At 69.0% G+C, this 24,017-nt stretch carries 27 protein-coding genes and 2 pseudogenes; 15 read left to right on the top strand and 14 right to left on the bottom strand.

Translation table 11 applies throughout. The features are described from left to right. Positions 1–271: 271 nt before the first annotated feature. The 3 genes from P3T35_RS36475 to P3T35_RS36465 all read right to left on the bottom strand — a co-directional run bounded on the left by P3T35_RS36475 (position 272) and on the right by P3T35_RS36465 (position 3,617). Positions 272–571 carry a DUF4193 domain-containing protein gene (locus tag P3T35_RS36475; protein WP_101378273.1) on the bottom strand — a complete coding sequence of 100 codons (300 nt, stop codon included), beginning with the start codon at positions 569–571 and terminating at the stop codon, positions 272–274. A gap of 263 nt (positions 572–834) precedes the next feature. Next, positions 835–2,043 carry an alpha/beta hydrolase gene (locus P3T35_RS36470; protein ID WP_101378272.1) on the bottom strand — a complete coding sequence of 403 codons (1,209 nt, stop codon included), beginning with the start codon at positions 2,041–2,043 and terminating at the stop codon, positions 835–837. 971 nt (positions 2,044–3,014) lie between these two features. Further along, positions 3,015–3,617: a hypothetical protein gene (locus P3T35_RS36465; RefSeq protein ID WP_143676673.1), complete on the bottom strand. Its 603-nt coding sequence runs from the start codon at positions 3,615–3,617 to the stop codon at positions 3,015–3,017. A 752-nt stretch (positions 3,618–4,369) separates the two neighbouring features. On the opposite strand from P3T35_RS36465, the gene P3T35_RS36460 reads away from it, so the two are divergent. Then, entirely contained in the window at positions 4,370–4,546 is a 177-nt protein-coding gene (locus tag P3T35_RS36460) for a hypothetical protein (RefSeq protein WP_180356234.1), read from the top strand. Between the two features lie 18 nt (positions 4,547–4,564). After that, a complete protein-coding gene (locus P3T35_RS36455; RefSeq protein ID WP_143676672.1) occupies positions 4,565–5,254 on the top strand; it encodes a hypothetical protein in 690 nt (229 codons plus the stop codon). Positions 5,255–5,503: 249 nt separating this feature from the next. Here the strand turns inward: P3T35_RS36455 and P3T35_RS36450 are convergent. Together P3T35_RS36450 and P3T35_RS36445 are read right to left on the bottom strand one after the other, a co-directional pair. Then, positions 5,504–5,646: pseudogene (locus P3T35_RS36450) on the bottom strand (HU family DNA-binding protein); the annotation flags it as partial. A gap of 165 nt (positions 5,647–5,811) precedes the next feature. Then, positions 5,812–6,690 carry a helix-turn-helix transcriptional regulator gene (locus tag P3T35_RS36445; protein WP_101378268.1) on the bottom strand — a complete coding sequence of 293 codons (879 nt, stop codon included), beginning with the start codon at positions 6,688–6,690 and terminating at the stop codon, positions 5,812–5,814. Positions 6,691–6,795: 105 nt separating this feature from the next. Between P3T35_RS36445 and P3T35_RS36440 the strand changes: the two genes are divergently transcribed. Continuing rightward, positions 6,796–7,494, top strand: coding sequence for an SDR family NAD(P)-dependent oxidoreductase (locus P3T35_RS36440; RefSeq protein WP_101378267.1), 699 nt, complete (start codon positions 6,796–6,798; stop codon positions 7,492–7,494). 344 nt (positions 7,495–7,838) lie between these two features. Here P3T35_RS36440 and P3T35_RS36435 read toward each other — a convergent pair whose 3' ends face one another. Further along, positions 7,839–7,994, bottom strand: a complete 156-nt coding sequence (locus P3T35_RS36435; protein WP_180356233.1) for a hypothetical protein — start codon at positions 7,992–7,994, stop codon at positions 7,839–7,841. A gap of 975 nt (positions 7,995–8,969) precedes the next feature. Between P3T35_RS36435 and P3T35_RS36430 the strand changes: the two are divergent. The 5 genes and pseudogenes from P3T35_RS36430 to P3T35_RS36410 form a co-directional block, all read left to right on the top strand. After that, positions 8,970–9,132 (top strand): annotated as a pseudogene (locus P3T35_RS36430) (Ku protein); the annotation flags it as partial. A gap of 23 nt (positions 9,133–9,155) precedes the next feature. Beyond that, on the top strand, positions 9,156–9,287 hold the full coding sequence (locus P3T35_RS36425) for a hypothetical protein (RefSeq protein WP_280709323.1): 132 nt from the start codon (positions 9,156–9,158) through the stop codon (positions 9,285–9,287). Further along, positions 9,284–9,805 carry an NUDIX domain-containing protein gene (locus tag P3T35_RS36420; RefSeq protein WP_101378265.1) on the top strand — a complete coding sequence of 174 codons (522 nt, stop codon included), beginning with the start codon at positions 9,284–9,286 and terminating at the stop codon, positions 9,803–9,805. The genes P3T35_RS36425 and P3T35_RS36420 overlap by 4 nt, the downstream gene beginning before the upstream one ends. 313 nt (positions 9,806–10,118) lie before the next feature. Next, the gene (locus tag P3T35_RS36415; protein ID WP_143676671.1) at positions 10,119–10,643 is read left to right on the top strand and encodes a hypothetical protein; all 525 of its coding nucleotides are present in this window, start codon (positions 10,119–10,121) and stop codon (positions 10,641–10,643) included. 87 nt (positions 10,644–10,730) lie between these two features. Further along, positions 10,731–11,192, top strand: a complete 462-nt coding sequence (locus P3T35_RS36410) for a tetratricopeptide repeat protein (protein ID WP_143676670.1) — start codon at positions 10,731–10,733, stop codon at positions 11,190–11,192. A 217-nt stretch (positions 11,193–11,409) separates the two neighbouring features. On the opposite strand, the gene P3T35_RS36405 is transcribed toward P3T35_RS36410, so the two are convergent. Continuing rightward, positions 11,410–12,111 carry a class I SAM-dependent methyltransferase gene (locus P3T35_RS36405; protein WP_101384717.1) on the bottom strand — a complete coding sequence of 234 codons (702 nt, stop codon included), beginning with the start codon at positions 12,109–12,111 and terminating at the stop codon, positions 11,410–11,412. Positions 12,112–12,498: 387 nt separating this feature from the next. Here P3T35_RS36405 and P3T35_RS36400 point away from each other — a divergent pair, with 387 nt between their 5' ends. Next, positions 12,499–12,807 carry a hypothetical protein gene (locus P3T35_RS36400; protein ID WP_280709312.1) on the top strand — a complete coding sequence of 103 codons (309 nt, stop codon included), beginning with the start codon at positions 12,499–12,501 and terminating at the stop codon, positions 12,805–12,807. Positions 12,808–13,526: 719 nt separating this feature from the next. Here the strand turns inward: P3T35_RS36400 and P3T35_RS36395 are convergent. Continuing rightward, positions 13,527–13,946, bottom strand: coding sequence for a hypothetical protein (locus P3T35_RS36395; protein ID WP_101378261.1), 420 nt, complete (start codon positions 13,944–13,946; stop codon positions 13,527–13,529). Positions 13,947–14,303: 357 nt separating this feature from the next. Next, the gene (locus P3T35_RS36390; RefSeq protein WP_101378260.1) at positions 14,304–15,146 is read right to left on the bottom strand and encodes a replication-relaxation family protein; all 843 of its coding nucleotides are present in this window, start codon (positions 15,144–15,146) and stop codon (positions 14,304–14,306) included. Positions 15,147–15,847: 701 nt separating this feature from the next. Between P3T35_RS36390 and P3T35_RS36385 the strand changes: the two genes are divergently transcribed. From P3T35_RS36385 to P3T35_RS36375, 3 genes are read left to right on the top strand one after another with little or no spacing between them, the layout of a single operon-like run. Next, positions 15,848–16,249 (top strand): hypothetical protein, encoded by a 402-nt coding sequence (locus P3T35_RS36385; RefSeq protein WP_180356232.1) that lies wholly within the window; start codon positions 15,848–15,850, stop codon positions 16,247–16,249. Then, positions 16,197–16,904 (top strand): replication-relaxation family protein, encoded by a 708-nt coding sequence (locus P3T35_RS36380; RefSeq protein WP_280709310.1) that lies wholly within the window; start codon positions 16,197–16,199, stop codon positions 16,902–16,904. Before P3T35_RS36385 ends, P3T35_RS36380 begins: the two co-directional genes overlap by 53 nt. Then, the gene (locus tag P3T35_RS36375) at positions 16,904–17,356 is read left to right on the top strand and encodes a hypothetical protein (RefSeq protein ID WP_101378258.1); all 453 of its coding nucleotides are present in this window, start codon (positions 16,904–16,906) and stop codon (positions 17,354–17,356) included. Before P3T35_RS36380 ends, P3T35_RS36375 begins: the two co-directional genes overlap by 1 nt. A gap of 1,012 nt (positions 17,357–18,368) precedes the next feature. Here the strand turns inward: P3T35_RS36375 and P3T35_RS36370 are convergent. Beyond that, on the bottom strand, positions 18,369–18,800 hold the full coding sequence (locus P3T35_RS36370; protein ID WP_101378256.1) for a hypothetical protein: 432 nt from the start codon (positions 18,798–18,800) through the stop codon (positions 18,369–18,371). Between the two features lie 260 nt (positions 18,801–19,060). Between P3T35_RS36370 and P3T35_RS36365 the strand changes: the two genes are divergently transcribed. Continuing rightward, positions 19,061–19,312, top strand: coding sequence for a hypothetical protein (locus P3T35_RS36365; RefSeq protein ID WP_101378255.1), 252 nt, complete (start codon positions 19,061–19,063; stop codon positions 19,310–19,312). Between the two features lie 208 nt (positions 19,313–19,520). Then, on the top strand, positions 19,521–20,105 hold the full coding sequence (locus tag P3T35_RS36360) for an SMI1/KNR4 family protein (RefSeq protein ID WP_101378254.1): 585 nt from the start codon (positions 19,521–19,523) through the stop codon (positions 20,103–20,105). A 210-nt stretch (positions 20,106–20,315) separates the two neighbouring features. On the opposite strand, the gene P3T35_RS36355 is transcribed toward P3T35_RS36360, so the two are convergent. From P3T35_RS36355 to P3T35_RS36340, 4 genes are all read right to left on the bottom strand, one after another. Beyond that, on the bottom strand, positions 20,316–20,453 hold the full coding sequence (locus P3T35_RS36355; RefSeq protein WP_180356230.1) for a hypothetical protein: 138 nt from the start codon (positions 20,451–20,453) through the stop codon (positions 20,316–20,318). 112 nt (positions 20,454–20,565) lie between these two features. Further along, the gene (locus P3T35_RS36350; RefSeq protein WP_101378253.1) at positions 20,566–21,105 is read right to left on the bottom strand and encodes an alpha/beta hydrolase; all 540 of its coding nucleotides are present in this window, start codon (positions 21,103–21,105) and stop codon (positions 20,566–20,568) included. A gap of 50 nt (positions 21,106–21,155) precedes the next feature. Continuing rightward, entirely contained in the window at positions 21,156–21,734 is a 579-nt protein-coding gene (locus P3T35_RS36345; protein ID WP_101378252.1) for a hypothetical protein, read from the bottom strand. An 830-nt stretch (positions 21,735–22,564) separates the two neighbouring features. Continuing rightward, positions 22,565–22,882: a DUF6221 family protein gene (locus P3T35_RS36340; RefSeq protein ID WP_101378251.1), complete on the bottom strand. Its 318-nt coding sequence runs from the start codon at positions 22,880–22,882 to the stop codon at positions 22,565–22,567. 306 nt (positions 22,883–23,188) lie between these two features. Between P3T35_RS36340 and P3T35_RS36335 the strand changes: the two genes are divergently transcribed. Then, positions 23,189–23,941, top strand: coding sequence for a TnsA-like heteromeric transposase endonuclease subunit (locus P3T35_RS36335; protein ID WP_101378250.1), 753 nt, complete (start codon positions 23,189–23,191; stop codon positions 23,939–23,941). Positions 23,942–24,017: the final 76 nt, after the last annotated feature.

Raw genomic sequence — 24,017 nt, 5'->3', positions numbered from 1 at the left:
GGTGGCGGGGTGATGTGGCGGATCCTGACCAGCTCGCTCTTGCACGACGGCGCTGGCCGCCTGGCCGTGAGCGCCCTCGGACACCGACATCCGTGACTGGTGCCGGGCCTGCGGCTCCGACGACCAGGCCGAGGACCTGATCGTCAGGGTCCGGCGAGGCATGTGCTGGACAGCAGAAACGCCCGCAGCAACCGCTGCGGGCGAACGACTTCGGATCCACGACTGCTCTTACCAACGACGCTACACCTGGACCGGCCCCTCGGCCCGGACGCTAGGAGGCGCAGTCGCGGCAGATGGGCTGGCCTTTCTTGTCCTCACCGGCGAGTTGGGTGCGGTGGTGGACCAGGAAGCAGGTCGCGCAAGTGAACTCGTCCTGTTGGAGTGGCACGACCCGCACGGTGAGTTCCTCGCCTGACAGGTCAGCGCCAGGGAGCTCGATGCCTTCGACGGCTTCGGCATCGAGGTCGACCGCAGAGCCTGTCTTGTCGTCGCGCCGGCTCTTCAGTTCTTCGATGCTGTCGTCGTTGGAGTCGTCGCTGGTGTTGCGGGGAGCGTCGTAGTCGGTTGCCAAGGCGGTGCCTACTCGTCAGGGGCGGTCGGGGGAGTGGAACAGCGCCATCTTGCCTTGTCGGCGAACCTCCGGCTACGGCACCACGTCGAGCCGAGTCACCCGACGTGGTGGTCAGGGGGATGCCGCTAAGGCCGACGGCCAGGCCGTCACCGCTGCGCCAGTCGAGGCGCCGGCACCAGCGTCAGCCGGTCGGCTGGCGGAGCGGTGAACTTCTTCGGCGAGTGCGCCCTCGGGCCGAATCAGCCGACGCCGGGAGCCCGCGCCTACTGGTGGAAGCTGACCTCCGGGTTTGCCGCTGTCGGGCCGTCAAGGATCGGCTGGGGGATGTCCTTCAGCTGCAGGTCGAAGAACGCCGCGACGTACTCACGGGTGAGCTCGATCCCGCGCTCGGGCGTGATCGTGGTGGGATTCGGGTGGCCGAGCCCCACCAGGAGCAGGTTGTCGTCGGTGAACGTCCCGTGGTCCGAGCCCGCGACGGTCAGCCAGCGCTTCCAGCCGTCGAGGTTGGCCCAGGCGTCCGTCCAGGAGGTATCCACCTGCCCGTCGGGCAGCGGGTGGCCGATCATCATGTACGGCTTGCCACCGAGTCCGCCGGCGGGGACGGGGTAGTGCATCGTGCCGTCCAGGTCGACCCCGGCCCGGATCCGGTCGTCCGTGGCCAGGGCTGGGACGGCTGCCGCGCCGCCCATTGAGTGCCCGGCGATACCGATCCGGTGGGCGTCGATCATGTGGGCGTAGCGCCAGGCAGGGCGCGAGCGGTCGGTCAGCTGGTCGACGACGAAGGACAAGTCCTTCGCCCGGCTCGCCTCGACGACCGCGGGGCCGCCCGGGGGCGGCGCGTCGCAGATGGCCGCGCAGGTGAGCGTCTGCCCGTCGGGGAACGTCGTCCCGGTGTTCTCGTAGGTGTGGTCGACGAGCGCGACGACGTAGCCGCGACTTGCCAAGTCCTCTGCAAGGCTGGTCAGTTCGGTGCGCGGCATGATGAAGCCCGGGGAGAGTAGCACCAGGGGGAACCGGCCGTGCCGCGGGAGCGCGTCGGACCTGGACCACGTCCCGAGGCCGGCGAGCGCCTCGGTGGGGATGGTGTTGCCCGGCAGGAACCTGTCCAGTATGAGCCGGGCCGCCTGGGGCGTCGTGTACGGGGCCGGGCCACCCGTGCCGGCGACGGCGGGGTAGTACATCGACACCATCAACTGGCGCGGCCCCGCCGACGGGACCCACGGGTCGGGCCGGTCCTGGTCGACGAGATGCAGGATCTGCCGCCCTACGGCGTTCGGACCAGTCGGCCGTGGGAGGTCGATGTGGAAGGCGGCCGGCACGGTGGCGGAGTCGGCGAACCCGGCCGACCCCGCCGACGTGGCCGAGACGGCCAGCAACGGGGATGTGGCCGATGCAGGCGTGGAGGCGGCGACGGAAAGCGGTAGGGCGAGCAGCAGTGCCGCCACCGCGGCAGTGCGATGAATTCCATTCATGCGAGGAACTTAGGTTTTCCACACGGGAACTGGCACCGGCCAAAAGGCCAGATGCTTCAATCGAAAGGATGGTGTGCAGTCGCCATCCATATGCTCGCGGACTTGGCTCATGACACTGTGTGCTGGGCTTGGGCGGATGCGGGGAAGGAAGCGCGGGCGAGCCGGTGGGCGTCCGGTCCGGCTTCAGGGTTGGCCTGGCGAAATCGATCGCTGACCACTCGAACGGACCGTCGGGCAACCAGTCCGGACCGTGGCTGTCGACGCGCTGGTTGGCGTACACCAACCCGTACGCCAACAGCCACGCACCGCGGCGTACTCCAGCAACCGAAGGGGAGGCCGATTGGATGACCCAGCGTCACCCCGGCTGCCCGTCCGAGGGTCTTCCCATCGTCTCCGTTGATCCGGCGCTCTCGCCGTGCAGGCGTTCCGCCCGGCCCCGGAACCGCCCTGCCCGGGCGGGGCGGACCCGCAGGCGTATGCCGAAGCCAGACGATGAACAGACCCAGCTCCTGGGCAGCGGTTCGCCAGTCCCGGCGAGTCCTTGCGCACCACCTCAAGTACGGGGCCACGCCGCCGGCATGGGCCTTGGTTGTCGACTCCGCGCGCGAGCGCGCGAACCGATGGTGGCGGCGACGGACACCACCTGCAGCTCGTCGTCGACCACCGTCCAATACCGGGTTCCGGACGGCAAGGTCACCGGAAAAGCTCGCATCTCCACTCCTCCAACTCCGTAGGGTCGTGCAACGACCCGCCACAGAGCCACACCCCCAGAGAAGTCAGCCCGAAGGGCTCAACGACAGCAGGGACACCACGTCACACCACACACCTTCGCCCCCTAGAGAACCTGCGTCGGCACGGCCCGGCGAGGCGAAGACCCACGCAATCTTCGCCACTTCCGCCCGGACAGCCACGTGTAGACGATGCCCGCTGCTGGCACCAACGGCCAGCGGGTCACCGCCGGCCGAGTGGAGTCAGTCAGTGGCCGGCGGCATTGGCGGATGCTCGGCCTGGAGCCGGACCTGCTTCGTCTGCTCGCGTGCTTGAAGCGCCGCGGTCCGTTCCTGGGATGCGATGCGCTGCTGCTCCGTCTCGGCGTCCTGCTCGTTCTTCAGGCGTTGAGTCGTGGCCTCGATCCTCGCCTTGGCCACGGTGGCGGCGGCGGTGAACGAGGCCGCCACCGCGCCGCCCGCCAGGATCTCGTTGATCAGCTCCGGTGTGGCCCCGCGCCGCAGGGCAGCCATGGCCGATTCGACAACAGGCGAGGGTTGGGGCAGCTCCGGAGGGTCCAGCTCGTCAGCGTGATCGTAGGAGATGGACTGCTGGGCGAACCCCCAGTTCCCGTGCTGGAGTAACCGGACCTGCCTCCGGGCCCAGTCGTCCTTCAGCCCACTGCTCCGAAGGTAGTCAAGCATTAACTGAGCCTCGTCCTCATCCAGCCAGCGGCCAGCGCGAAGGAGTTCGTTGATCAGCCAGGACGAAGGGTCCCCTCCTCCCACCCAGTAGTGCACCGGCCCGGACGGCACGCCTGCAGCGCCCGGTGTAGGCCGATCTGACGGGCCGGTCGAATCAGACACGGCATCAGCGTACCGTTCCCCGCTCCTACGGTAGCCAGGGAGGAAACGGATACCCGCAGGCCAGAACCACGAGCCCAGACCCGGCAGGGCATGTCCTCCCCGGCGCCTCCAGCAGCCGAAGCCCGACCAGGAGCCGCCCGTCGTCCCGCCCGGACCCCGCACCCGGGAAGGCAGCGCGGGGGCCTGTGGCGATCACCCCAGGTAAGCCAGTGCAGTGCAGGGACTGATGTGCAAGTCCGGGGCGGACTCCTGACGTGGCTCCTGATGTGGCTCCCGCTGGCACTTCTGACGGAGCTCCTGATGACGACACCGCACTCGCGCCAGGCGTCTGGCATCCGCGCAGGTCAGACCCCGTCACCAATGCTCGGGAAATTCCGACATCCCTCCCTGGCCTGGTGGTGTGGGTGACCGCGCGTGACGGGCGCGGAGAACAGTCGGCCGCCGGGGCCGAGCCGCCGCCGGCTCCCGCGAACCGGCGCGGGACGCGAAAGAACCGGCGTCGCCTCCTGGAAGCCGTCAGCCGCTTCCGTCGAGGCGCGGCACCCGGGTGAGACGGCGCCGCCTGGCACCGAGAAAGGAGGGACAAGATGGCTGAGGACGCATTGTCCCGACCGCGAGCCGCGCTACCCCTCGGACATGACCGATGCGGAATGGGCGGTGGTCCGGCCCCTGCTACCGGTCCCCGGCGCGTTCGCCGTCGTAGGACGGGTGTAACGTCAGAGCTTTGACAGTTCGCAAGCAGGGGGGATTCCATGCGTCACACCCGTACTCTCGCCGCCGCCGCCACGGTCCTGGCCGTGGCCGGACTGGCCGCGTGCGGCGGTTCCAAGACCGCCTCCAACGCCTCCGGTGCCGCGAGCGCCACCTCCGCGCCGATGGTCACCGTGGCCGACGCCATGTCGCAGAGCACCAAGGCCACCTCGCAGTAGACCTCGGTCAAGATCAAGATGTCCGAGAACATCCACGCCCAGGGCCAGGACGTCAGCACCACCGGCTCCGGAACCATGTCCTGGAAGCCGATCGCGATGGACATGACGATGACCATGCCGCAGCTCGCCGCGAAGCTCGGCGGCGACGGCTCGATACGCATGCTGATGAGCGGCACCACCATGTACATGAACATGGGCGACGCCGCGGCCGCCAAGCTCGGTGGCCAGCACTGGATGAAGCTGGACCTCTCCGCGATCGGCGCCTCGGGCCAGGCGCTGGCCGACCAGCTGAACCGCAACTCCAGCAACGACCCGGCGACGCAGCTGAAGCTGTTCACCTCCTCCCCCGACATCAAGCGCGTGGGCCAGGAGACCGTGGACGGTGTCCAACCGACGCACTACTCCGGCACGGTCGACATCGCCAAGCTCGCGGCCAGTCAGGACTCGTCGCTCAAGTCTCTGCTCTCGCAGTCCACCAATCTCGGCCTCACCACGATGAACGTCGACCTGTGGGTCAACGACCAGGGCCTCCCGGTCCGGATGCACGAGTCCACGCCGTCGACGGCCACCACGCAGCTCGACATGACGGGGGACTACTCCGACTACGGCACCACCCCGGTCACCGTCACCGCGCCGCCGGCCGGCGACACCAAGGACCTTAGCGACATGCTGAAGGACGCCGCCGGCTCCGTCGGCAGCACCAGCTGACAACAGCCCGAGGGCGTGCATGGTGCGGGCCCGGTTTCTGGGCAGGTCGTCAAGCCGCTTGGCCGCCTATCCACTCGGTGTAGCGAATCCGCCCCTCGCCGCGTTGGTTGCAGCCTGAGACTCCGAGGCTGGAGGCGGCGGTGCGCCGTGGCGGGGGTACCGCCGCGGCCCGCCGCCAGGATGCTCTGGCGCGCCCGCATGGCAGGTGTTGCGGGCGCGCCGTCCCATCCGGTAAGCGCCGGCTCCAGTCCGGCTACTTCGCGCGTCCTTGAGTTTTGAGCCGGCGCTGACCTTGACGCTGTACCCGGCCGGGATTTCGATCGGCTCGCCGGTCTGGGGTTGCGGGCGGTCGGGGCAGTATGGTGCGTGCGCTCGAAGCTAAGGAAGCCGGGGTTCAGGCCGTGTTCGACGGGTCCGGCGATTGGCCAAGGGCGTCTCGTCGCGCCGTGCCCCACTGCCGACCCCCTCCGTGGGGTTGGCCGCTTGAAAGGTTCCCCATGACGCGAAGCGGTTGACAGGGGACCGTGAGCCGCCGGTCGGCCGACGCGCGGGGCGGATCAGTTGCGCGTGCCGGCCGGTGGGCCGACGACGGTGGTGAGCTGGAGTTTGGTCTCGTCCTCGCTGCCCGGCGCGGCGGTCATGATGACGATCTTGAGCTCGGTGTCGCCGTCGGTCAGGACATCGCAGTCCACCGTGACCGGGCCCACCGACGGGTGGTCGACCGTCTTGCGGACCTCGCGGTTCGCGGTCACCTCTCCCTTCGCCCACAACTCGGCAAACCTCTCGTTGCCTGCGTTCAGGTCGCGGACCAGCGCGGCCAGGCGACTGTCCCGGGGGAAGCGGCCGGTGGCGCGGCGCAGGTCGGAGACGAGGGCGGCGTCGGTGGTGTCGGGGTCCGTATCGGTGACCGGCCACAGCACGAGGGGGGTGTGATCGGCGTCCACCGGGAACCTGTCGCGGGCGAAGCTGCGCATCCGCGGCGGCGAGGCCAGGGGGTCGCCCAGCAGGGCGGCCCACCCGTGGTTCCACCACACCAGTTGCCAGTCCGCCGCGAACACGGCAACCGGTACGTCTCCGAGGCGGACGAGCACTCGTTGCATACCGGGCGGGAGATGGTCGCAGATCGTGCCGTCCGCCGGCGGCACGATCTGGGCCAGGCGGTAGAGGTGGTCCCGCTCGGCGGTGGACAGCTGGAGGGCGCGCGCCAGGGACGCCACCACCGACGCCGAGGGTGTCGTGGCCCGCCCCTGCTCCAGGCGCACGACGTAGTCGACCGACACTCCGGCCAGGTCGGCCAGTTCCTCGCGCCGCAGCCCGACAGCCCGGCGCTTGCGGACGACCGGCAGCCCGGCGGCCGACGGGGGCAGCCGGTTCCGCCATGTGCGGATCGCCGCGCCCAGTCCGGCCCCGGGGGGTGTCGTCGTCATGCTCGTCATCCTCCTGCATCCCCGATCACATGCGGGGGCGCAAGGGTGGTACTGGTCTTCCCACCGTCGAAGCGTGCCTGGTCCAGCTCCCTCGTCAAGGCAACCATCGAAGGCATGACGATCACTTTCATCACCGGAGCCAACAAGGGCATCGGCCGCGAGACCGCCCGCCGCCTCATCGCGTGCGGTCACACCGTTCTCATGGGAGCCCGCGACCGTGAGCGGGGTGAGGAGGCCGCCGCCGCGCTGGGCGCACGCTTCGTGCCCATCGACGTGACCGACGACGCGTCCGTGGCCGCCGCCGCCGCAGACGTCGCCGAGCACGAGGGCAGGATCGACGTCCTGATCAACAACGCGGGGGTACAGGGACCCTTCGGTGATCCCGGCGACGTCACCGCCGCCGACGCCCGCGCCGTCCTCGACGTCAACGTCATCGGCGTCGTCCGCACCACCACCGCGTTCCTGCCACTGCTGCGCCGCTCGGACGACCCCGTGATCATCAACGTCAGCAGCGGTATGGGCTCCCTCGCCTTCACCCACGACCCCGGCCGGTCCGAGTCGCACGTCGTCGCGCCGCTGTACGCCTCCTCGAAGGCGGCGCTGACGATGTTGACCACGCAGTACGCCAAGGGGCTCAAGGGCATTCGCGTCAACGCCGCCGACCCCGGCTACACCGCGACCGACATAAACGGTCACAGCGGCTCCCAGACCCTCACCGAGGGCACGGACGCGATCGTCGCCCTCGCCACCGAGGAGCCCGGCGCCGGCACCGGACGCTTCATCGACCGCCATGGCGAGATCGCCTGGTCCTGACACCGGCGGTGCCGGGTCACCGGCCCTGAAGAACAGAACGGGCAGAACATCGAGACCGGTTGGGCGGGAGAACCGCCGCTGCTACTGGCGTCGGCGGAATCTCCGGCAGAAATCCGCTCTCCTTCAGTGCTCCGGAGGCGGGCAGCAAGCTTCACCTGGCTGCTGACCGCCGGCATGGGCCCGCAGACCCGTCAGTCGCCCTACCGACGAGTGCGGTGATCGGTGCCCACACCCAGCTCCGACTCGCTCGGCAGGAGCTGTGCGGTGCGGTCGCGGTGGTCTGCCCGCGGCCACGCGAGAGCGCCCTGGATTGTCCCGGCCGGGGTCTGCCCGTGGAAGTCGCTTCAGACCGTGACGTGGAATGTGAGCTTGTCTCCGGCCTTGAAGGGGATCTCCTCCACTCTGACGAGGACGCCGTTCCAGGGCTCCTGCCGGCATGTGATCCCGCCGAACTCCGCATAGGGAAATTCCGGGAAGTCGAGGGCGACCGACATCGACATGCGGGCTCCTGGTCGTCGAAGTGCGAGGCGGCAGGTCGGACCCCGCCCCGCGATCATGGACCAAGCATCGATGGGAAGATAGCGTTCAGCTGGCCTCTCAAGGCGCGGGTCGCGCGGTAGCGGGCTTGCTCGGGATCCCTAGCTCCGTCTCACCGATCCCCGCGTGAAGCCAGTATCCGACGGAGGCGGCGCGGCCAGCCTGTGGGTGGCCGTTCACCCGACAGCCACGGGTGATAGTGCGTATGCCCCAGGACGTCCCCGCTGTGCGCCGCCGCGACGGCAGCGGCTACCGGCGTGGAAAGGAACGCGAGCAGCGTTGGTCCGTAGCCGACGTCCGTGCCGACAGCCACCACGAGGGTCTCACCGAGGTACACCGTGCCCGCGACACAACCGGCGAGCAGCCCCCGGAGCGGAGCCCGGGCGGCCAGCCTTCCGGGAGCCAGAGCAAGTGCTGCACCGGTCGCCGCACCGAGCAGGACACCGACCCCCAGGCTTCCACCTGCCACGGCAATGCCCCGCAGTAGAACATCCAGGGCGCGTTGCGGCTCCGAGCGCAGCCACATCGCTGCGCCCACGAGCATCAACGAGCCGAAGATCCCTGCCGGCCACGCCCCGATCGCCAATCCGAGCCGCACGCCGCGTCCTATGACCAACCCATCCATCATGTACCCCCCCGACTTGGCAAGCCTGCGTCCTCATTTGACGCACGCCCAGGTGACGCGCCGACTGGTCGCGCTCTTCACCAACGCAGTGACGCCCGCTGGGTGAGCCGTCACTGTTGCGGTCTCCTCGAACACTGGAGCATGGCAAAGAAATTGAACATGTTCAATAGTTCGCGATGGGCCTCGCGGTCTGCTTCCTGGCGCCGATCATGGAGCGGCTGGCGTCGCGTAGGCGCCTTCGTTTCCTGAGCAGCGTGGCCGTGCTTGGAGTAGTCGTGGTAGTAGGGGGCGGCCGTGGTTGGATGTGGTCGTCGTGGCCCGGCCCATTTGGACGGGTGTGTTGTCGTTCGGCCTGGTCACGGTGCCGATCGCGCTGTACTCGGCGACGGGGTCGCACAGCGTGTCGTTCCGGCAGATCCAGCGCCGGTACCGCTGATCGGGTCCGCAACAAGCGGGTCAACGAGCGCACCGGCGAGGTGCGCGAGGCCGGGCGATCGGCATGCTGGACGACCGCACCGGGCCGTTCGCCGGCGGCTGGCCGACCTGGGCACCGGATCCGTCCTGGCCGCTGCCGACGCTGCCGCCCGGCGCCGACGAAGCGGCCACGGCGGCGACCCCGTACCGGCCATGACGAGCAGCGGCACGGGAAGCGGGCCGGTCCGCGTGCGGGTGTGCGCGGTGCTGGTCCATGACGGCCGGGTGTGCCTGATCCGCCGCCAGCGCCCGGCCGGAGCACAGCTCTCCCTAACTGGCGGCGTGGTCGAGGAGGGCGAGGACCCCACGGGGGCGCTGCGCCGGGAACTGCTCGAAGAACTCCGCCTCGACCTGGCGGTGCTGCCTGCGCCGCCGGTGTTGCGTTTCGTCCAGGACCACAGCACCCCGCGGCCGGGCGAGGACGAGCCGCTCCGGCGCCGGCACCTGGTCTTCACCGCTCACCTGCCCGACGACCTGGTGGAGGCCGTCGCCCAGGCCGAGCAGGACACCCCCGACCGGGCGCCGGTGGTGTGGCTGCCTGCGACCGATGCGGCCGGCCTCCACCTCTACCCGGCCATCGGCGCCGTCCTTGGCCAGGCCGTCCGGACCGACACCGCCACGGGCGGCCCGGTGCTGCTCCCGGCGATGACCGGCGCGTCCTACCAGTGGCGCTGACGGCCCGCGCGCACGTCGGAGCCGGCCCGGAGTGACTGTGCACCGTAGATGGCCAGAGTTTTCCCGCTACTTGGCCACCGGGCCGACTTCCTGGGTGCCGTCGTGACCGCTGTCGCGGCCGCCCGGCCGAGCGGGCATGCGTTGTTGCTTCTCGTGTTCGTCTGCCGACAGGACCCGCTTCACCGGGTCTGGATAGTGATCGAGTAGTCGGCAGCAGGGACTGGGTTGATCATCCGTGGGGGTGTCCTCCTATGCTCGTCGACGTTTGCCAGGGGAGAGGACACAAGCGGTGGGCTGGTGGGAGCGTTGGCGGTTGAGGAGTCGGCTGGATGCGGCCGAGTACCTGTGCAAGCAGTGGCGCTGGCAGGACGCGGAGCGGGAACTGCGCGAGGTCCTGGGGCCCGCCGCGGAGGAGTCGGGCCCGCTGATGGCGTCGGCGCGGACCCTGCTCGCGCAGACGCTGCGCGCGCAGGGCCGCCTGGGGGAAGCAGAGTGCGAGGCCAGGGCCGCGCTCGAGGCTCAGCCGGTGCCCGGCATGGTCGACGGGCGGGACGGACAGGACGTGCTTGCCCTGGTCCTCGGCGACCTGGGCCGCCACCGCGAGGCGGCCGAAGTGCGGGCCGCCACCGCCGCGGCACGCACCCGCACCACCAGTGCCGACCACTGGCTGGTCCTCAAAGGCCGCAGCGACCGCCTCCAGCACCTGGCCTACCTCGGCCTGCACGAGGACGTCGTCGCCGAAGCAGGCGCCCTAAAGACCGCCGCCCGCGGGGCCGAAGGAATCCACCGGATCCTGCTACCGCTGGCCGTCACCAACGGCCAGGCCTTCAGCCTCTAGCTCCACGGCCACTACGAGCAGGCCGAGCACCTGCTGCTTCCGGCGCTGGAGGAGGTACGCCGGGAGCGCCAAGGCAGGTTCCTGACGGTGCTGCACCTCGGGGCGGCCCGGGCGCTGACCGGCCAGGGACGGGCCCAGGAGGCGCTTGCTGCCGTCGAGGAGGCGCAGGACATCTTCGATCGGGCCCCGGGTCCCGGCCAGCTGGCACACGATATGAGTGCGATCCACATGGCCCGGGCCGCGGCGCTGCTCGCACTGCAGAGGCCCGCCGAGGCCGAACACGAGGCCCGAAAGTGCCTCAGCCGGTGCGAACGCCACCTCGGCCCCGCCCACCACCGCGCGTTGGAGGCCGCCACCGTGCTCGGTACCGCCCTGGCCGGCCTGCACCGCACCGACGGTCCGCCGAGCTCCTGCATGCCACCGACGACGCCTGGCACACCCACTTCGGCGCCGACCACCACGGCACTACCCGAACCCGCCAGGTGCTGGCCACCCTCATCAACGATCCACACTGACACCGGCCCCCTGCCCGGCTGGGCACCGTGGTGACCGCTGTCGCGGCCCGAGCAGGCATGCGTCGACATGCTGCGCCATGTAGCGCGCTCGGGCTGGCCAGGTGGCGAGGAAACTCTGGCCATCTGTCCCGTCTCAAGTGATCTGGTCTGTTGACGGTGCTGTGACCTGCGGTGACCAGATCGATTGAGACGCCAGGTTGCAGGAAATCTCAGGCGATCTGGTCCCGGAAGGATAGGTGGCGGGTGCCGTCTCAGTTGATCTGGTTCGGTTCCGTCGTCAGCGGCCGGATGGCAGCGAGCCCGAGCAGGTCGGGGATTGCCTGATCGCCATCGTCTTGAGCGGTCTCCTGCAGGACGAATCCCGAGCCGGTCAGCGCGTTCAGTAGTACGGGCAGGGGCACGTTGACCACCCCGATGCGAGAGCGGATGCCGTTGCCGAGCAGCGGGTGCTGCTCGACACGCTGGTGTGAGCGGTAGCCAGCATGCACGACGCAGGAGCCGTCGGCGTCACGCTCGACGAAGGCACCGCCGAAGCACGGGTGCGCACTGACCACTGCCAAGCACCCGCCAGGGCGGAGCACGCGGTATGCCTCGGCGAACACGGGCCGCAGGTCGTCGAAGTCCGTGGTCGTCATGACGGTCGCGACAGCGTCGACCGACCGGTCGGCAAGGGGAAGTCGGGTGGCGCTACCGACCACTGACGCAATCCCCTTCCGATGGGCAATCTCGACCTGGCGGACAGAGATATCGACACCGATGACTTGCCATCCGAGCTCCCGCAGGGCTGGCACGTGCGCACCACCGCCGCACCCCAGGTCCAGACAGAGCCGGTCCTCACCGGGGCCGAGAACCCGAGTGAGCAGGCGGTCCGCCGAGCGCGCGAACGGCAGCCCGATCCCGCTCGTCACGTAGGTGTCGTACCAATCAGCGAACTCGTCATAGCGCTGGCGCATGCGCCTACCTGAGCAGACGGCCCGGTACCCTGCCAACCCAATTCCCCCGATCTGGAGGGGGGTGCCTGACAACCCCGACATAGTCACGAGCGACATGACAACAGTCGCACCAACGGACCAGATCAACTGAGACGGCGAGGGAATCGGACCAGATCACCTGGGACAAGGACCACACCGGCTCAGACGGGACACCATCAACCCTGGAAGTGGCCATCTACCGTGCTGTGCCTGGACTCCATAGATGGCCAAAGGGGACAAGGTGGTTGGCCAATGCGGACTTCTACGGTTGAGCCTGATCTAAGACGAACTGTCCATCTTCCAGGTTGGCCTGTGCTTGGATGATAATGGACAGTCACGGAACGCGTGGGGGTGCTTGCGATGGCGGCAGTGAACGTCTCGAAGATCGATCGCCGTGTTCGCCGCGAGGTGGAACGGAGAGGCTTGTTCCTCGTCTCTCCTGACCTCGACCGCGATACGCCAGAGCCCACCGTCTTCCTGTGTACCAACCCGGACCCGGGGGACTGTGGCTTCACCAGGGTTGGCTTCGTGACCCACAGTCTGGGACATTTCGTGGTGTATGTGATGGATGGGCGGAGTGTCCGGGCTGCCGTGTCGCTCGACCAGGTCCGAGGCTACTTCCCGACCTGGGAGGCCGGTCTCGCTGTTGTACTTAGAGCATACGATCAATTCCACTGAGTCACGGGAAGCGTTGGTCGTGTTGCCGCGCATCCACGGCATGAGCCGTCCCGGGTTGGCCGGGGACTCATCTATGTGACGGTGGCCGGCGGCTGTGAGTGCTTTGAAGTAGTTGCTTCGTATTCGGCCGGTGTGACGTGGCCAATTGGCCTTGGCCAACTACGGAGTCACGGTTGGCAAGTAGCTTGTCACTTTTGGCCGTCTACCCTGTCAAATGGCCAAATATGGAGTCCAGGCACACTCGGCGCGGGTTGCCTCTGGGGTTGCTTCTGGAGGTTGCTACTCGGGCTTGCTACTTGAGGTTGCGTCAGGCGGTGCCGCCGGAAGCGGTGTTTGCGCAGCTCAGAGCCCGTTTATCCATAGGTTGTCGGGCGCCGACTACTTCTCCCTGGGCTCCTTGGCGGTGCCGGGTGAAGTCCGGGCACCGGAGCCTGGCGCAGGAGTAGGAGAGCAGGGGAGTAGGCGCGCAGAGCAGGGGCGGAGACGAGATCCCGGCAACCTGATGCTGCGCGCCGACGTGGTGGTGGGTTGTCCGCTGCGCGGTGGCCCGGCGGCCCCGCTTCGCGGCGCCACCGGCCGGGAAGAGGCACGAGGAGGAGGGGCGGGGCAGGTGTGCCGGCCGGGTAGGGGCGACGGGCTGGCGCCACCGGCCAAAGCACCGTCGGCCCGCCCCCTCGACGGGGAGCGGGCCGACGGGCACAGCGCCCCGGCCGGGGCCGTCAGGGGACGACGATGGAGAACGCCCGGTCCTCCCAGACATTGGTCTTTCCGGTGATGACGAGGAAGGTGTCGGTGCGGTTGCCGCAGGTGGGGTCCGGCCACATCGAGATGCGGATGCCGTACTCGAAGGACGTGTACTGCAGGGTCGCGACGGGGACCAGCCTGGTCACGTCCACGTCCTTGTCCTCCAGTTCGACGCAGTACCTGCCAACGGCGGGCTTGGTGACACCGGCGATGCCCTTGGACCGGTTGACGCTGCCGTCCGCGTTGACCACGGCGGCCGCCTGCGCGTAGGGGGCGACCGCCTTCGTCGCCCCGACGGGAGCCGCCACCGCCACCCCGGTCCACACTCCACCCGCGACCAGGCCCAGCACCGCGCCCGACCACGCCACCGCGCGGACCCTCTTGCTCTGGAACATGCGAATTCCTCTCCCCAGCCAGCGGTACCCGGCATCGACAAGCCCGGACAGCAACGACCGTACGGACACGTACAAATGCCTTGGAAGGCCCCACAGGGCAAACCACCCGCAGGTGCGGCGGTGGAGCTACGCCCGAGGCGCGTTGCACCACCCACGAGCCCCCGGGCGCCCACATCCAATGCGGTCGGAGCACCAGCAGTGTTTGCCGGGTTCCGGTTACGTTGAAGCCCAGAGGACGGCCGGTGGACCCTCCGCCACTGTCCAGACGGGGCGTACGCACGGAAGTCCGAGTCAACGTCGGTGTGGACAGTGGCGGGCCAGGTGTTTTCGTCGCAGCGGCCGCTCCCGCCTGCCGGTCTACAGCTCCGTCCACCCGCACGGCCGCCGACCGCTGATGCCGAGCGGGTGCCAGATCGGCGCGGCGGGTCCGCGCTGGACCAGGTCCTCGATCCGGGCGGCGCCGGCCGGGACGGCGGCGAGCAGCTCGGTGGTGGTCGGGTTCTCCTCGGCGGCGAGGCGCAGGTCCGCCACCGCCGAACGCACCTGGGCCGCGCCGGTGCCGACCAGGACCACCAGCAGCCGCGGGAAGGATCGCCAGCGCCGTTCCCACGCCTGGCCTCGACCGTCCTGGCCCGCCTGCTCCCACAGTCGCGCGCAGGCCGCCAGCTGCGCCGCGGTCCCCTCGGTGCCGACACCGGGGCGGTGGCGTTCGACGAAGGCCCGCAGCCGGTGCCGCTCGTTGCCGGTGCCGGCGGTGTAGGCGAGTTCGGCGGCGGGCCGGTACACCCCGCCGCCCTCGACCGGCAGTTCGGGAGCGGGGAGGAGGTCGAGCGGCCCGCAGGCCTCACCCCGGGCCCGTGCGTCGGCGACGAAGGCACCGTGGATCCGGCCGACGTCGAGCAGGTGCTCGCGCCCGGGCCGGACGGCCAGCTGCTCGCCGTCCGGCGCTTGGGCGTCCGAGCGGCGGGCCTCGGGGAAGGTCGCCGCCACGGTGCAGCCGGCCGCGGTGAGGTGCCAGGCCTTCGCCCGGCCGGCCTGCGGCAGGGTCACGAACTCCGCCAGGCCCTCGGCGTGAAGGCGGGTCAGCCGCTTCTGGGTCTGCTTGATCAGGGCAGCCCCGCCGTGCAGCTGGTGGAGCTGCTCGGCGGTCGCCAGCGTGAAGCGGTGAAGCGTCACCAGGACGTCGTGGTCGGTCTCCATATCCCCGTATACGAAAGCGCTCCCTCATTCCGAGGCGCGGGCTTGTCCCGCGCTCGGAGAATGGAACCCCACGAAACTCACCGGATTTCTTGATGCCAATGGGGTACTTCCATAATGATTTGATAACTCTCGCTACCAAACTAACCGGTCTTCTCACCGGTCCGAAATCCGGTCCGTAATCCCGTCCGCTAACCAGTCCCCATCTCAAGGCCCCTGTCGGCCCGGTCGGTATGCCTCTGACCTGCGTTGATGGCTCATCAAGATGCCTGATGAGTTTCCTTGGTGGCCTATCAAGGAAACTCACCGATACCTTGGTGACCCTGGTGAGTTTGCCGGACCGCTTCCGTTCCACCTGCCGTTTCCCCCCGCGCTCAGAGGGCTAATAAGCCCAGCTCAGCGCCCGAATCCGGGCCGCCACCGCATTCTGACAACCCTCTTTCTCCCTGCCTTCTGCTTTTGGTTTGTGGTTGTTGTGGTTGCGGTCTGGGTGCGTTCGTTCGTGGGTTTTCGGACGGGCGCTCCCGGGCCGCTTAGCCCTTTTCCGTTGCGTCCGGCGGGGCCGGCCGCGCGCCCGCTCGGAGGCGGGCTGGGGTGGTGGTGGGACGGGGGCGGCGCGCCGGGCGGAAACGGGCTTGGCGGCTGTCGGGAGCGCCGGATATCCCTCAGGGGCAGCAGCAGACCAGCACCGTGAGGAGAAGCCCGTGAGCACCCGTCAGCGCCCCGACCACCAGGACGACGACCAGGCCGACGTGCCCGGCCCGGCCGACGACGCCGCCCGCCCGGCCCGGGCCGTGTATGCCCGCGGTGCGGCCAACCCGAACGGTTCGACCATCGCGCTGCGCGGTGATGTCCTCACCGCCCTCGGCGTCTTGAAGGTCGCCACCGCCGACCAGCTCCAGCGTCTGCTGCGCCCGACGGCGGCGTCGAACAAGGCGATCCGGCAGGCGCTCGGCGACCTACTGCTGCGTGGCCGGGCATGTCCTCGGGCTCCCGCGCGCCGACATGGGCGGAACGGCCCGGGGTGCCGGCACTTCGGGTGCCCGGCACACGATGGCCGTCAACGAGACGGTGGTGGCGTTCGTGCGCGGCGGCACGGCGCCTGACGCGGCGGGCGGGATCGGCCTGGTCACGTCCTGGGCGACCGAGGTCGAGTTCACGCTGCCCGGTGGCAGGCGCAAGGTGCGCCCGGACGCGGTGCTCCAGGCCCCGGAGATCGGGGTGCCGGTCCTGATGGTCGAGGTCGACCGCTCCACCATGGCGCTGACCCTGGTTGCGGCGAAGTTCGCCGCTTACCGCGAGCTGTTCCGCGTCAAGGTCCGCGACAACGATCCGGCCCGATCCGGCGAGGAGCCCGCCGACCGGACGGTGCACTGGTGGCGCCGGGCCTATCCCGGTCACACCCGTGCCGGGTACCCACCGGTCGCCCTGCTCGTCGCCGACGCCGGGCCTACCGCGCTGACCAACCGCCAGGAGGCGATCGGGGACCTGTCGGTGGAGGCCTGGGGCGGCTGGTGGTGCAAGGTGGTCCGCGACTACAACGAGGACGCCTGGCGCGAGTACGACGACTCGGTGCCGGTCATCGCGACCACCTGGAGCTGCTGGCCGGGCACGGGCCGCTGGGGCCGGTGTGGTGGCGCTACGGCCGCCCCGGACGGCACTCCCTCACCGAGGCGCTGGACAACCCGAACAACCGCGCCGCCTACGATCGACGCCAGGCCGCCCGCGAGGACGAGCAGCACCAGGCCCACCAGGAGCTGATGGAGTCCCTGGCCTGCGTGGAGTGCGGCGACGTCCCCGAGGAGGAGAGCACCTGGGAGTACGGGCTCGGCGGCCAGTGGACCCGCCGCCCCGGCGGCCGTTGCTGGTCCTGCCACCAGGAACGCGAGGAGCGGCTGGAACGGGAGGCCGAGGAGCAGCTGGAGGCCGCCCGTACGGCGAACGCCGGGCTGCGCCCGTGTTGGACGTGCCGGGGCTCGATCGGTGGGGAGGAGGGCTCGAAGCTGGAGCTTCGGGAGAGGGCGGACCTGGACCGGCTGGAGTGCCCGGGTTGCGAACAGGACCGCGTGGCAAAGGACTTGGGCTCGCTGATGCTGCCCTCCCCGACCAAGCGGGAGCTGATGGCCGCGCTGGTCTCCGCTCCGGACGATCCGTGGTGGGAGGAACGGGTGCTCCACGCGAAGCTCTACCCGGCGAAGGCCCGTCGTGTGTGACCTGTCGTTCCCTTTGTGGTGGGTCGGTGGTTCGCTGGTGAGTGTTCTCGGCGGGCTGGGGGTTCATGGATTGGTTGAGAAGGACCGGGCCATGGTGGGGTCGTTTTTGGGGGTGAGGGCCGGTTCTGCCCGTGTCGCCGGCGGAGTGCCCGGGCCGTGTGGCCTGTGGGTCTGTGGGATTGGTTGAGAAGTTCCAGACGGCATGAGAAGTAGTGGGGTTTCCCGTAGTTCTATTGAGGGCCCTGTATGTGCCGGGTGCGGGCGATCATTGCAGCCATGACAGACGCAACTGGACCGGAGCTGCTGGGTATATGTGTCGTGGCCAATGTCGCTCAGGAGACCAGCCACGGCGAAGGTGGGCTGGAGATCCGTAAGGGGCTGCGGCACTTCGCGCCGGGGGCGAAGGTGTGGATCGCACCGCCGGCCTGGGGCGACGGGGGCGAACGCGTCATTGTGGCGGGACGTCATCGGGGTAACAGCCGCCGTTACATGCGGATCGTGATCGAGAGCCGGTTCCTGGTGAACTTCCGGGTTCGCGCCGTCTACAGCCCGGCACTGGCACGCGCGTTGGCGCAGCTGGAGGCTGGTGAGGAGAAGGAGTTCGGTGCCCGCTGGTTGTGGCCCTCGAACAGGCGGAGAGCTGGGCGCGGTCCTGGAACACGCCGACGATGGGGGCCCGGGTGGACGGCCACCGCGGTCGGGTCCGCCTGGTCACCGATCCTCCGCCCATGGAACTGCAGCTCGACGGCGTCACCTACTACCTGGCCCACTTCAACGCCCGTGGGGCCCGCTACTCGCCCGAGCCGCCACCGGTGGAGCCGTCGCTGACGACCGACTGACGACCGGCCTGGATCGGTGGGAGTGCCCGCAGTGCGCGCTGCGCAGCGCCGAGCAGGCCCCGCCCGCCCGTCCCAGGGCCCGTCGCAGCCGGTTCTGACGCACCCTCGGGCCCCGCGGTCTGCCGCCCCTTCTCATCGCGCGGACCAGCCGATCCGGGGGTCACCCGACCCCCCTACTTGCGGTTGGACTGGCGGCGGCCGTGCACCTGCGGCTGGAGTTGATGCGGAACGGCGGCCACGACCGCTTTGTGCTCGTCCTGGGCCCCTCCGACGCGCAGGAGTGGCTCGACCTCGGGGAGGGGGGAGCCGAGGAGCGCGCGGTCGTCGGGGTGGCAGAAGGCGTAGAAGTAGGCCCGCGAGAGCACCAGGGCGTTCACTTCTGCGGCTGCCTCGCGGCTCTCCTCCGCCGGCATCTGGACATTGGTGTCCACACCGGCCTGCGAGCCCGGTGGGCCGAAGGCGAGGACCGTGCGCCGGCCGAGAGGAAGCAGGATCTCCTCGGCGGTGAGGACCCCTCCGGCCGGGTTCTGGACCTGGATCAGCTGGTTTCGGTGGCGGGGGGTCCGGACACCCTTGCGGCGTCGGCTGCGCAGCCGACGCCGCAAGGGTGTCGGGAAGCAACGGGCCGGGTGCTCTCTCGGGCTGCATCAGCAGGACCGGTTCGTCGCAGCTCAGGAGCGCACCGTCGGTGAGCGTGACGGCCGTGATCGGTCGGGTGTGCAGGTGGTGGGCCAGCCGTTCGGCGAGGCTTCCGATGTTCTTCATGTGGTCGCTCGGGTCGGAGAAGACCTCCAGCTCCTGCCAGAGCTTCTGCTGGTCTCGGTACTCCGCGAGGGTCTTGTCGGTGAGACGGGCCGGGGGTTGATTGTCTGTAGGCGGGCGATCAAGTCGGCCTGCAACTCGATTTCCCGCCGCTCGCCCGGCCCGCACCGCGTACGCCCGCGGCGCGGCCAACCCCAACGGCTCGACCACCGCACTGCGCGCCGACGTCCTCACCGCCCTCGGCCTCCTCAAGGTCGCCACCGCCGACCAGCTCCAGCGCCTGCTGCGCCCGCGCGCCACCGTCTTCTTCTTCGCCGCGCCGCCCTTGCCGACTGTGGCGGCGCCCTCCTCCTGACCGCTGCCGGGGGCGGCCAGGCTGCGTTCCAGTACAGCCATCAGGTCGACGACGTTGGTGCCTCGGCCGCCCGCACAACCCCGGGGATCCCATCCCGATCGAAGTGAAAATGGACGCACTGGGATCAGGCGGCTTCTCCCTCCATGAGACGGTGGAAAACGTTCCGTAATGTCCCCTACTGACGAACCAGCACACAGGAGGGGGCTCGTTGGAAGCGATCCGATCGCTGCGTGAGCTGCCTGGGCTTGCCGAATCGCGAAACTTCATCGTCCCCTGGGATGACATCGAGGCTGATCTCGGCACGGCCCTGCCGGGCGACTACCGCGAGTATGTCGGCTATTTCGGCCCTGGGCGCTGGTCGGGTTACCTGAACGTGCTGATCCCCGATATCGAAGCCGCGGGCTCCGAGCTCCGATACCAGCACCGCAGTCTCAACGCACTGCTGCAGGAGAAGCCCGACCTGCGCGCCGGTCTGTCGCATTCCGTCTATCCGGAGCCGGGTGGCCTGCTGCGCTGGGGAGGAACCTCGGGCGGCGAACTGCTCCACTGGCGGACCGGTGGCCAGGATCCGGACCAGTGGCCCGTCGTGGTCGTCGGATCGGATGCGCCTGAGGAGATCCAGGAGTTCGACGGTTCGATGTCGGAGTTCATGAGCGAGCTGTTCGCCGGGAGGCTGTCGATCCCGTTCATGTCGGCGGGGCCGACCCTTGACGAGATCGAGTTCAAGGGACTCACCGGCAAGGCCTCGCGGCCGCGGTTCGCGATTCCCGCAGTCAGCCACTTCGCGGAGTAGCGGACAGCGGGCGTCAGCTGAGGGCGGATCGGCCCAGTACTGGGGAACCAGTACTGGGCCGTTTCCTTTCGGCGGCGATCCCTGTCCGGCGGGGCAGGCGGTGGTGTGCCGCGTGGCACCCGCTGCTCAGGATGAACCACGCCCCGAACCGGACGGACGCGACCGCCGCGGTGAGGTGCCAGGCCTTCGCGCGGCCGGCCTGCGGCAGGGTCACGATCGCGCCAGGCCCTCTGCCTGGAGGCGGGGCAGCCGCTTGTGGGTCTGCTTGATCCCGGCGGTGCTGCAGTGGAGCTGGTGGAGCTGGTGGAACTGCTCGCTGGTGGCCAGGGTGAGGCGGTGGAGCGTCACCAGGACGTTGTAGTCGGTCCCGAGATCCCACGGCTGTGCGCCGTGACATCCATGGGGGAAAGGTCTGGTCTGCCCAGCCCGGAGGCCGGACCCGTGCGGCACCCGTCGTCCTCTATCCGGGCGTGAGCATCGCCTCGGTGACCTCGCCGACCGCCGCGTCGGGGATCGCAGTGGCGGTCTTCTCGATGACGAGCAGCCGTGCCCCAGGGATCGCGCGCGCGATCGCCTCGCCGTTGCCGATAGGGAAGATCGGGTCGCGGCGGCCGTGGATGACGAGCGTGGGGACCTCGATCTCGGGCAGGCGCTCTCGCCAGCGGGGTGTGCAGTCGAGCCTGGAAAACACCATGCCCAGCTGGTTGGCCATATGGACCGGGGGTGAGGTACCGGGCGTGCGGTCCCAGATACGCGCAGCGACTGCGCGCGCGGCGACGGGGTCGTTGCCGAGGATCTCCGCGCCGGCGGCGGCGAACTCCGCAACCGCCTCGCGGTCGGTCCAATCGGGTATCGGACGCGCGAACAGGCGGCTCATCGTCGCTTGGTCATGGTCGGGGAGGCCGTCGTCGGGCGGGCCGGGGGCAACCGCGCGCGTGCCGACCAGAGTGAGCGCGGAGAACGCGCCTGGATGGTCAAGCACGGCCACCTGGGCGACCATCTCGCCGACGCCGATCCCCGCGAGGTGCGCAATGGTTGTCGGCCCTAGGCTCAGCCTGAGGGCTGTGTGGTGGTGGGTCCGAGGACTTGGTGGATCTTGTTGACGGCTTGTGTGTAGTAGGCCGAGGCCAGTTGGGATGATCCGCTTCCGATCTGGAAGTAGGCGTAGGTGAGTGCTACGGGTCCGAGTCGGTCGATGGCGATGTATCCGTTGACCTGTACGCCGCGGTAGGTGGCGTCCATGCGTGCTGCCGCCGAGCCGGGGCCGCCGAAGTTGATCGGGCTCAGGGTGAATGTCAGGGGTTCAGCACCGGTTGGGAAGGTCAGAGTGTGGCAGGAGGTGAGGGCCGCGCGGGCCTGGGCGTAGTCGGTGGTCAGAGCTGCTGGTGCCTCGGTGAGGAGTGACTCCTGGACGAAGGGCCCGTTGCTGCCGGCGGTGAGGAGCACGTCTTGTTGGACCTGCTGGGTCGTGCTGGCCGTCCCGTTCAGCATGCTGGCCAACGGCTCGCAGCCTGTGACGGAGGAGTTGCCGGTGCCGGTGGTGTCGCTCGCGCTGCTCGAGGCGGCGAAGGCCGGTCCTAGATCGCCCGGGGTCAGCAGCGCAGCCTGCAACTGGGCCGTGGTCAGCAACGTGGCCGATGCGGTGGCAGGAGCGGAAGAGCTGGCTGAACTTGTCACGCCGGTGACGCCCGGGCTTACGCCGGAAGATGTCTTCGATCCGGCGCCGCAACCTGCTGCGCCCCCGGTCAGGATGAGGGCGGCAGCTGGAACGAGCGCGCATCGTACGAGCCGCCGATGGCGAACTCGCGCAGTGTGGGTCATGAGAGTCCCCCTGGCGCTACTGAGGGATTACTTCAGTCTCCAGTCTTCTCCAACGCCCCATCTTGCGCTCGACGACTGAGGCGGCCTCCTCCGCTCTGCCAGCCTGGGTGTGACCTATTGGTGGTCGTGGGCGTGGAATGGCTTCGATGCCAGGTAGGTTGTCTGGACCTTTTGTTGGGTCTGTGTGTGTGGGGGGGCATATTGGTGACCGTGTGTGGTGATTGGTGGGGTCGGGAGTGGTGTCGGCTTGCTCGGCTGGTTGGGGGCGTGTTTTTGGTGTGTGTTCGTGTTGGTATTCCGTTTAGTGTGCTTTGTTGAATTGACTGCCGCGGTTTTCTGAATTCGGGGGCTGGAATGGATGGCTGGGTGAGGGCCTGTTCGTAGGGTCGGCGGTGCCGCTGTTTTGGCTCGGCCTGTCCGGGCCGGGCCTGCTGCGCCCCAGGTCTGCCGTCGGGGTGGTGGCTGCTGGGTGGCCGTCAGGCCGCCCTGGTGGTCAGGCTGTGGGTTGTCCCGTGCCATTGAACCTTGACTGATTGCCACTGAAGATTGACCACTGCCCAGTTCGTGCCAGTGAACCTTGACTGCCGATGTCAGCACCCCAGTCTGTACAGTCATGCTTCGGAATCGGCTGGGCTCTCCTAGGGAAGCGTCTGGGGGCGCCACTCTTCACGGTAGTCCGGGGCGTCGTGGTAGGTCTGGGCGAGGAGCCGGACCGCCATCCCAAGGCCAGCGGCCCGGCCGGCATCAAAGTCCTTGCTGTTGGTGGACCCGGCTGGCATGTCGAGGTGTGCAACCGGCGCGTAGAGGTCCGTGACAGCACGAACCATGTCGATCATGGGGATTGTGCTGTCGAGGGTCACGTCCGCGTCGGGGGGAGCGAGCGACGTGATCATCACGACGTTGTGCTCGTCTGCGTCGAGTTTCGCTCGCACGAACTGGATGAGGCCGTCATTCATGGCGATCATCCTTGCCGATGGCCGTGTGACACGTGAAGCCTTGTGGGCCCGTCTGCCGGCACGCCCGGTCAGACATTCCCTTGTCGACCTGGGCGGTCAACCTTCAGCGGCAGAAACCCGCGTCGGTCAACGTTCAGTGGCAATCGGTCAAGGTTCAGTGGCACGGGACATGGGTGCTGTCGCGGTGCCTGTCGCGTTGAGGGTGACCGCTCTCACTCAATCGAGTCGTTTACTCAGCTAACCCAGTCGTTTGGCCTTCCGTCTCAGTGAACGTAGGCGTGTAGGTGATCGCGCTGGGGGTGCTGGGTGGCTGTACCGGCTGGGGTGGATCTTCCGGGACCGTACGTCGAGCTGTCGTACGTGGACGTTGTACGCGAGCGGAAACGACGTCCGCTGCTGGACTGTGTGACGACCCGTTTCGAGGATACGGCACCTGTGCGGCCCTTTCGGTGGTCTCGCGGTGAGCGTCACTTCGCAGGCTGGTACTGGGCCGTGACAACTGGGCAGCACGTCGGCTCCGAGTCCTGGTTGGAGCGGGATCGGCTCCTGCTCCTGGACTTCGACCCGAAGGTGACGGGGATCGCCTCGCAGCCGTTCTGGCCGTACTGGCACGACGGCGAACGAGAACGTCGGCACGCCCCGGACTACTTCGCTCGCCACGCGGATGGCTCGGCGGCCGTCATCGACGTCCGCGCGGATGAGCGGATCGAGCCGAAGGACGCGGAAGCGTTCGAGGTGACGCGGCTGGCCTGCGCTCAGGCCGGGTGGGGGTTCGAGCGGGTCGGGACGCCGGAGGCGGTGCTGTTGGCGAATGTTCGGTGGCTGTCGCGCTACCGGCACCCGCGGTGCATGCACCGCCCGGTTGCCGACCGGCTGCGGGAGGTCTTCACGGAGCCGGGCCCGATGTTTCCAGGGGCCGACGCTGCGGGTGACCGGCTCGCGACGCTTCCCACCCTCTTTCATCTGCTCTGGCTCCAGGAACTGGCCGTCAACGGGCTGGCGGTCGAGCTGATGGGACCGCGCACGGTCGTGAGCCTGGCCGCCGAGGGTGCCCAGTGAGCGGGAGGGGGCGGAAGGTCCCGCCCACGGCCCGGATCGCGGAGTTTCCCGCGACGGCGGCCGAACAGGCCCGTTG

Origin of the sequence: Kitasatospora sp. GP30, from assembly GCF_029892145.1 — a bacterium.
Taxonomy (GTDB): Bacteria; Actinomycetota; Actinomycetes; order Streptomycetales; family Streptomycetaceae; genus Kitasatospora; species Kitasatospora acidiphila.
This window is presented reverse-complemented; position numbering and strand designations above follow the sequence as displayed.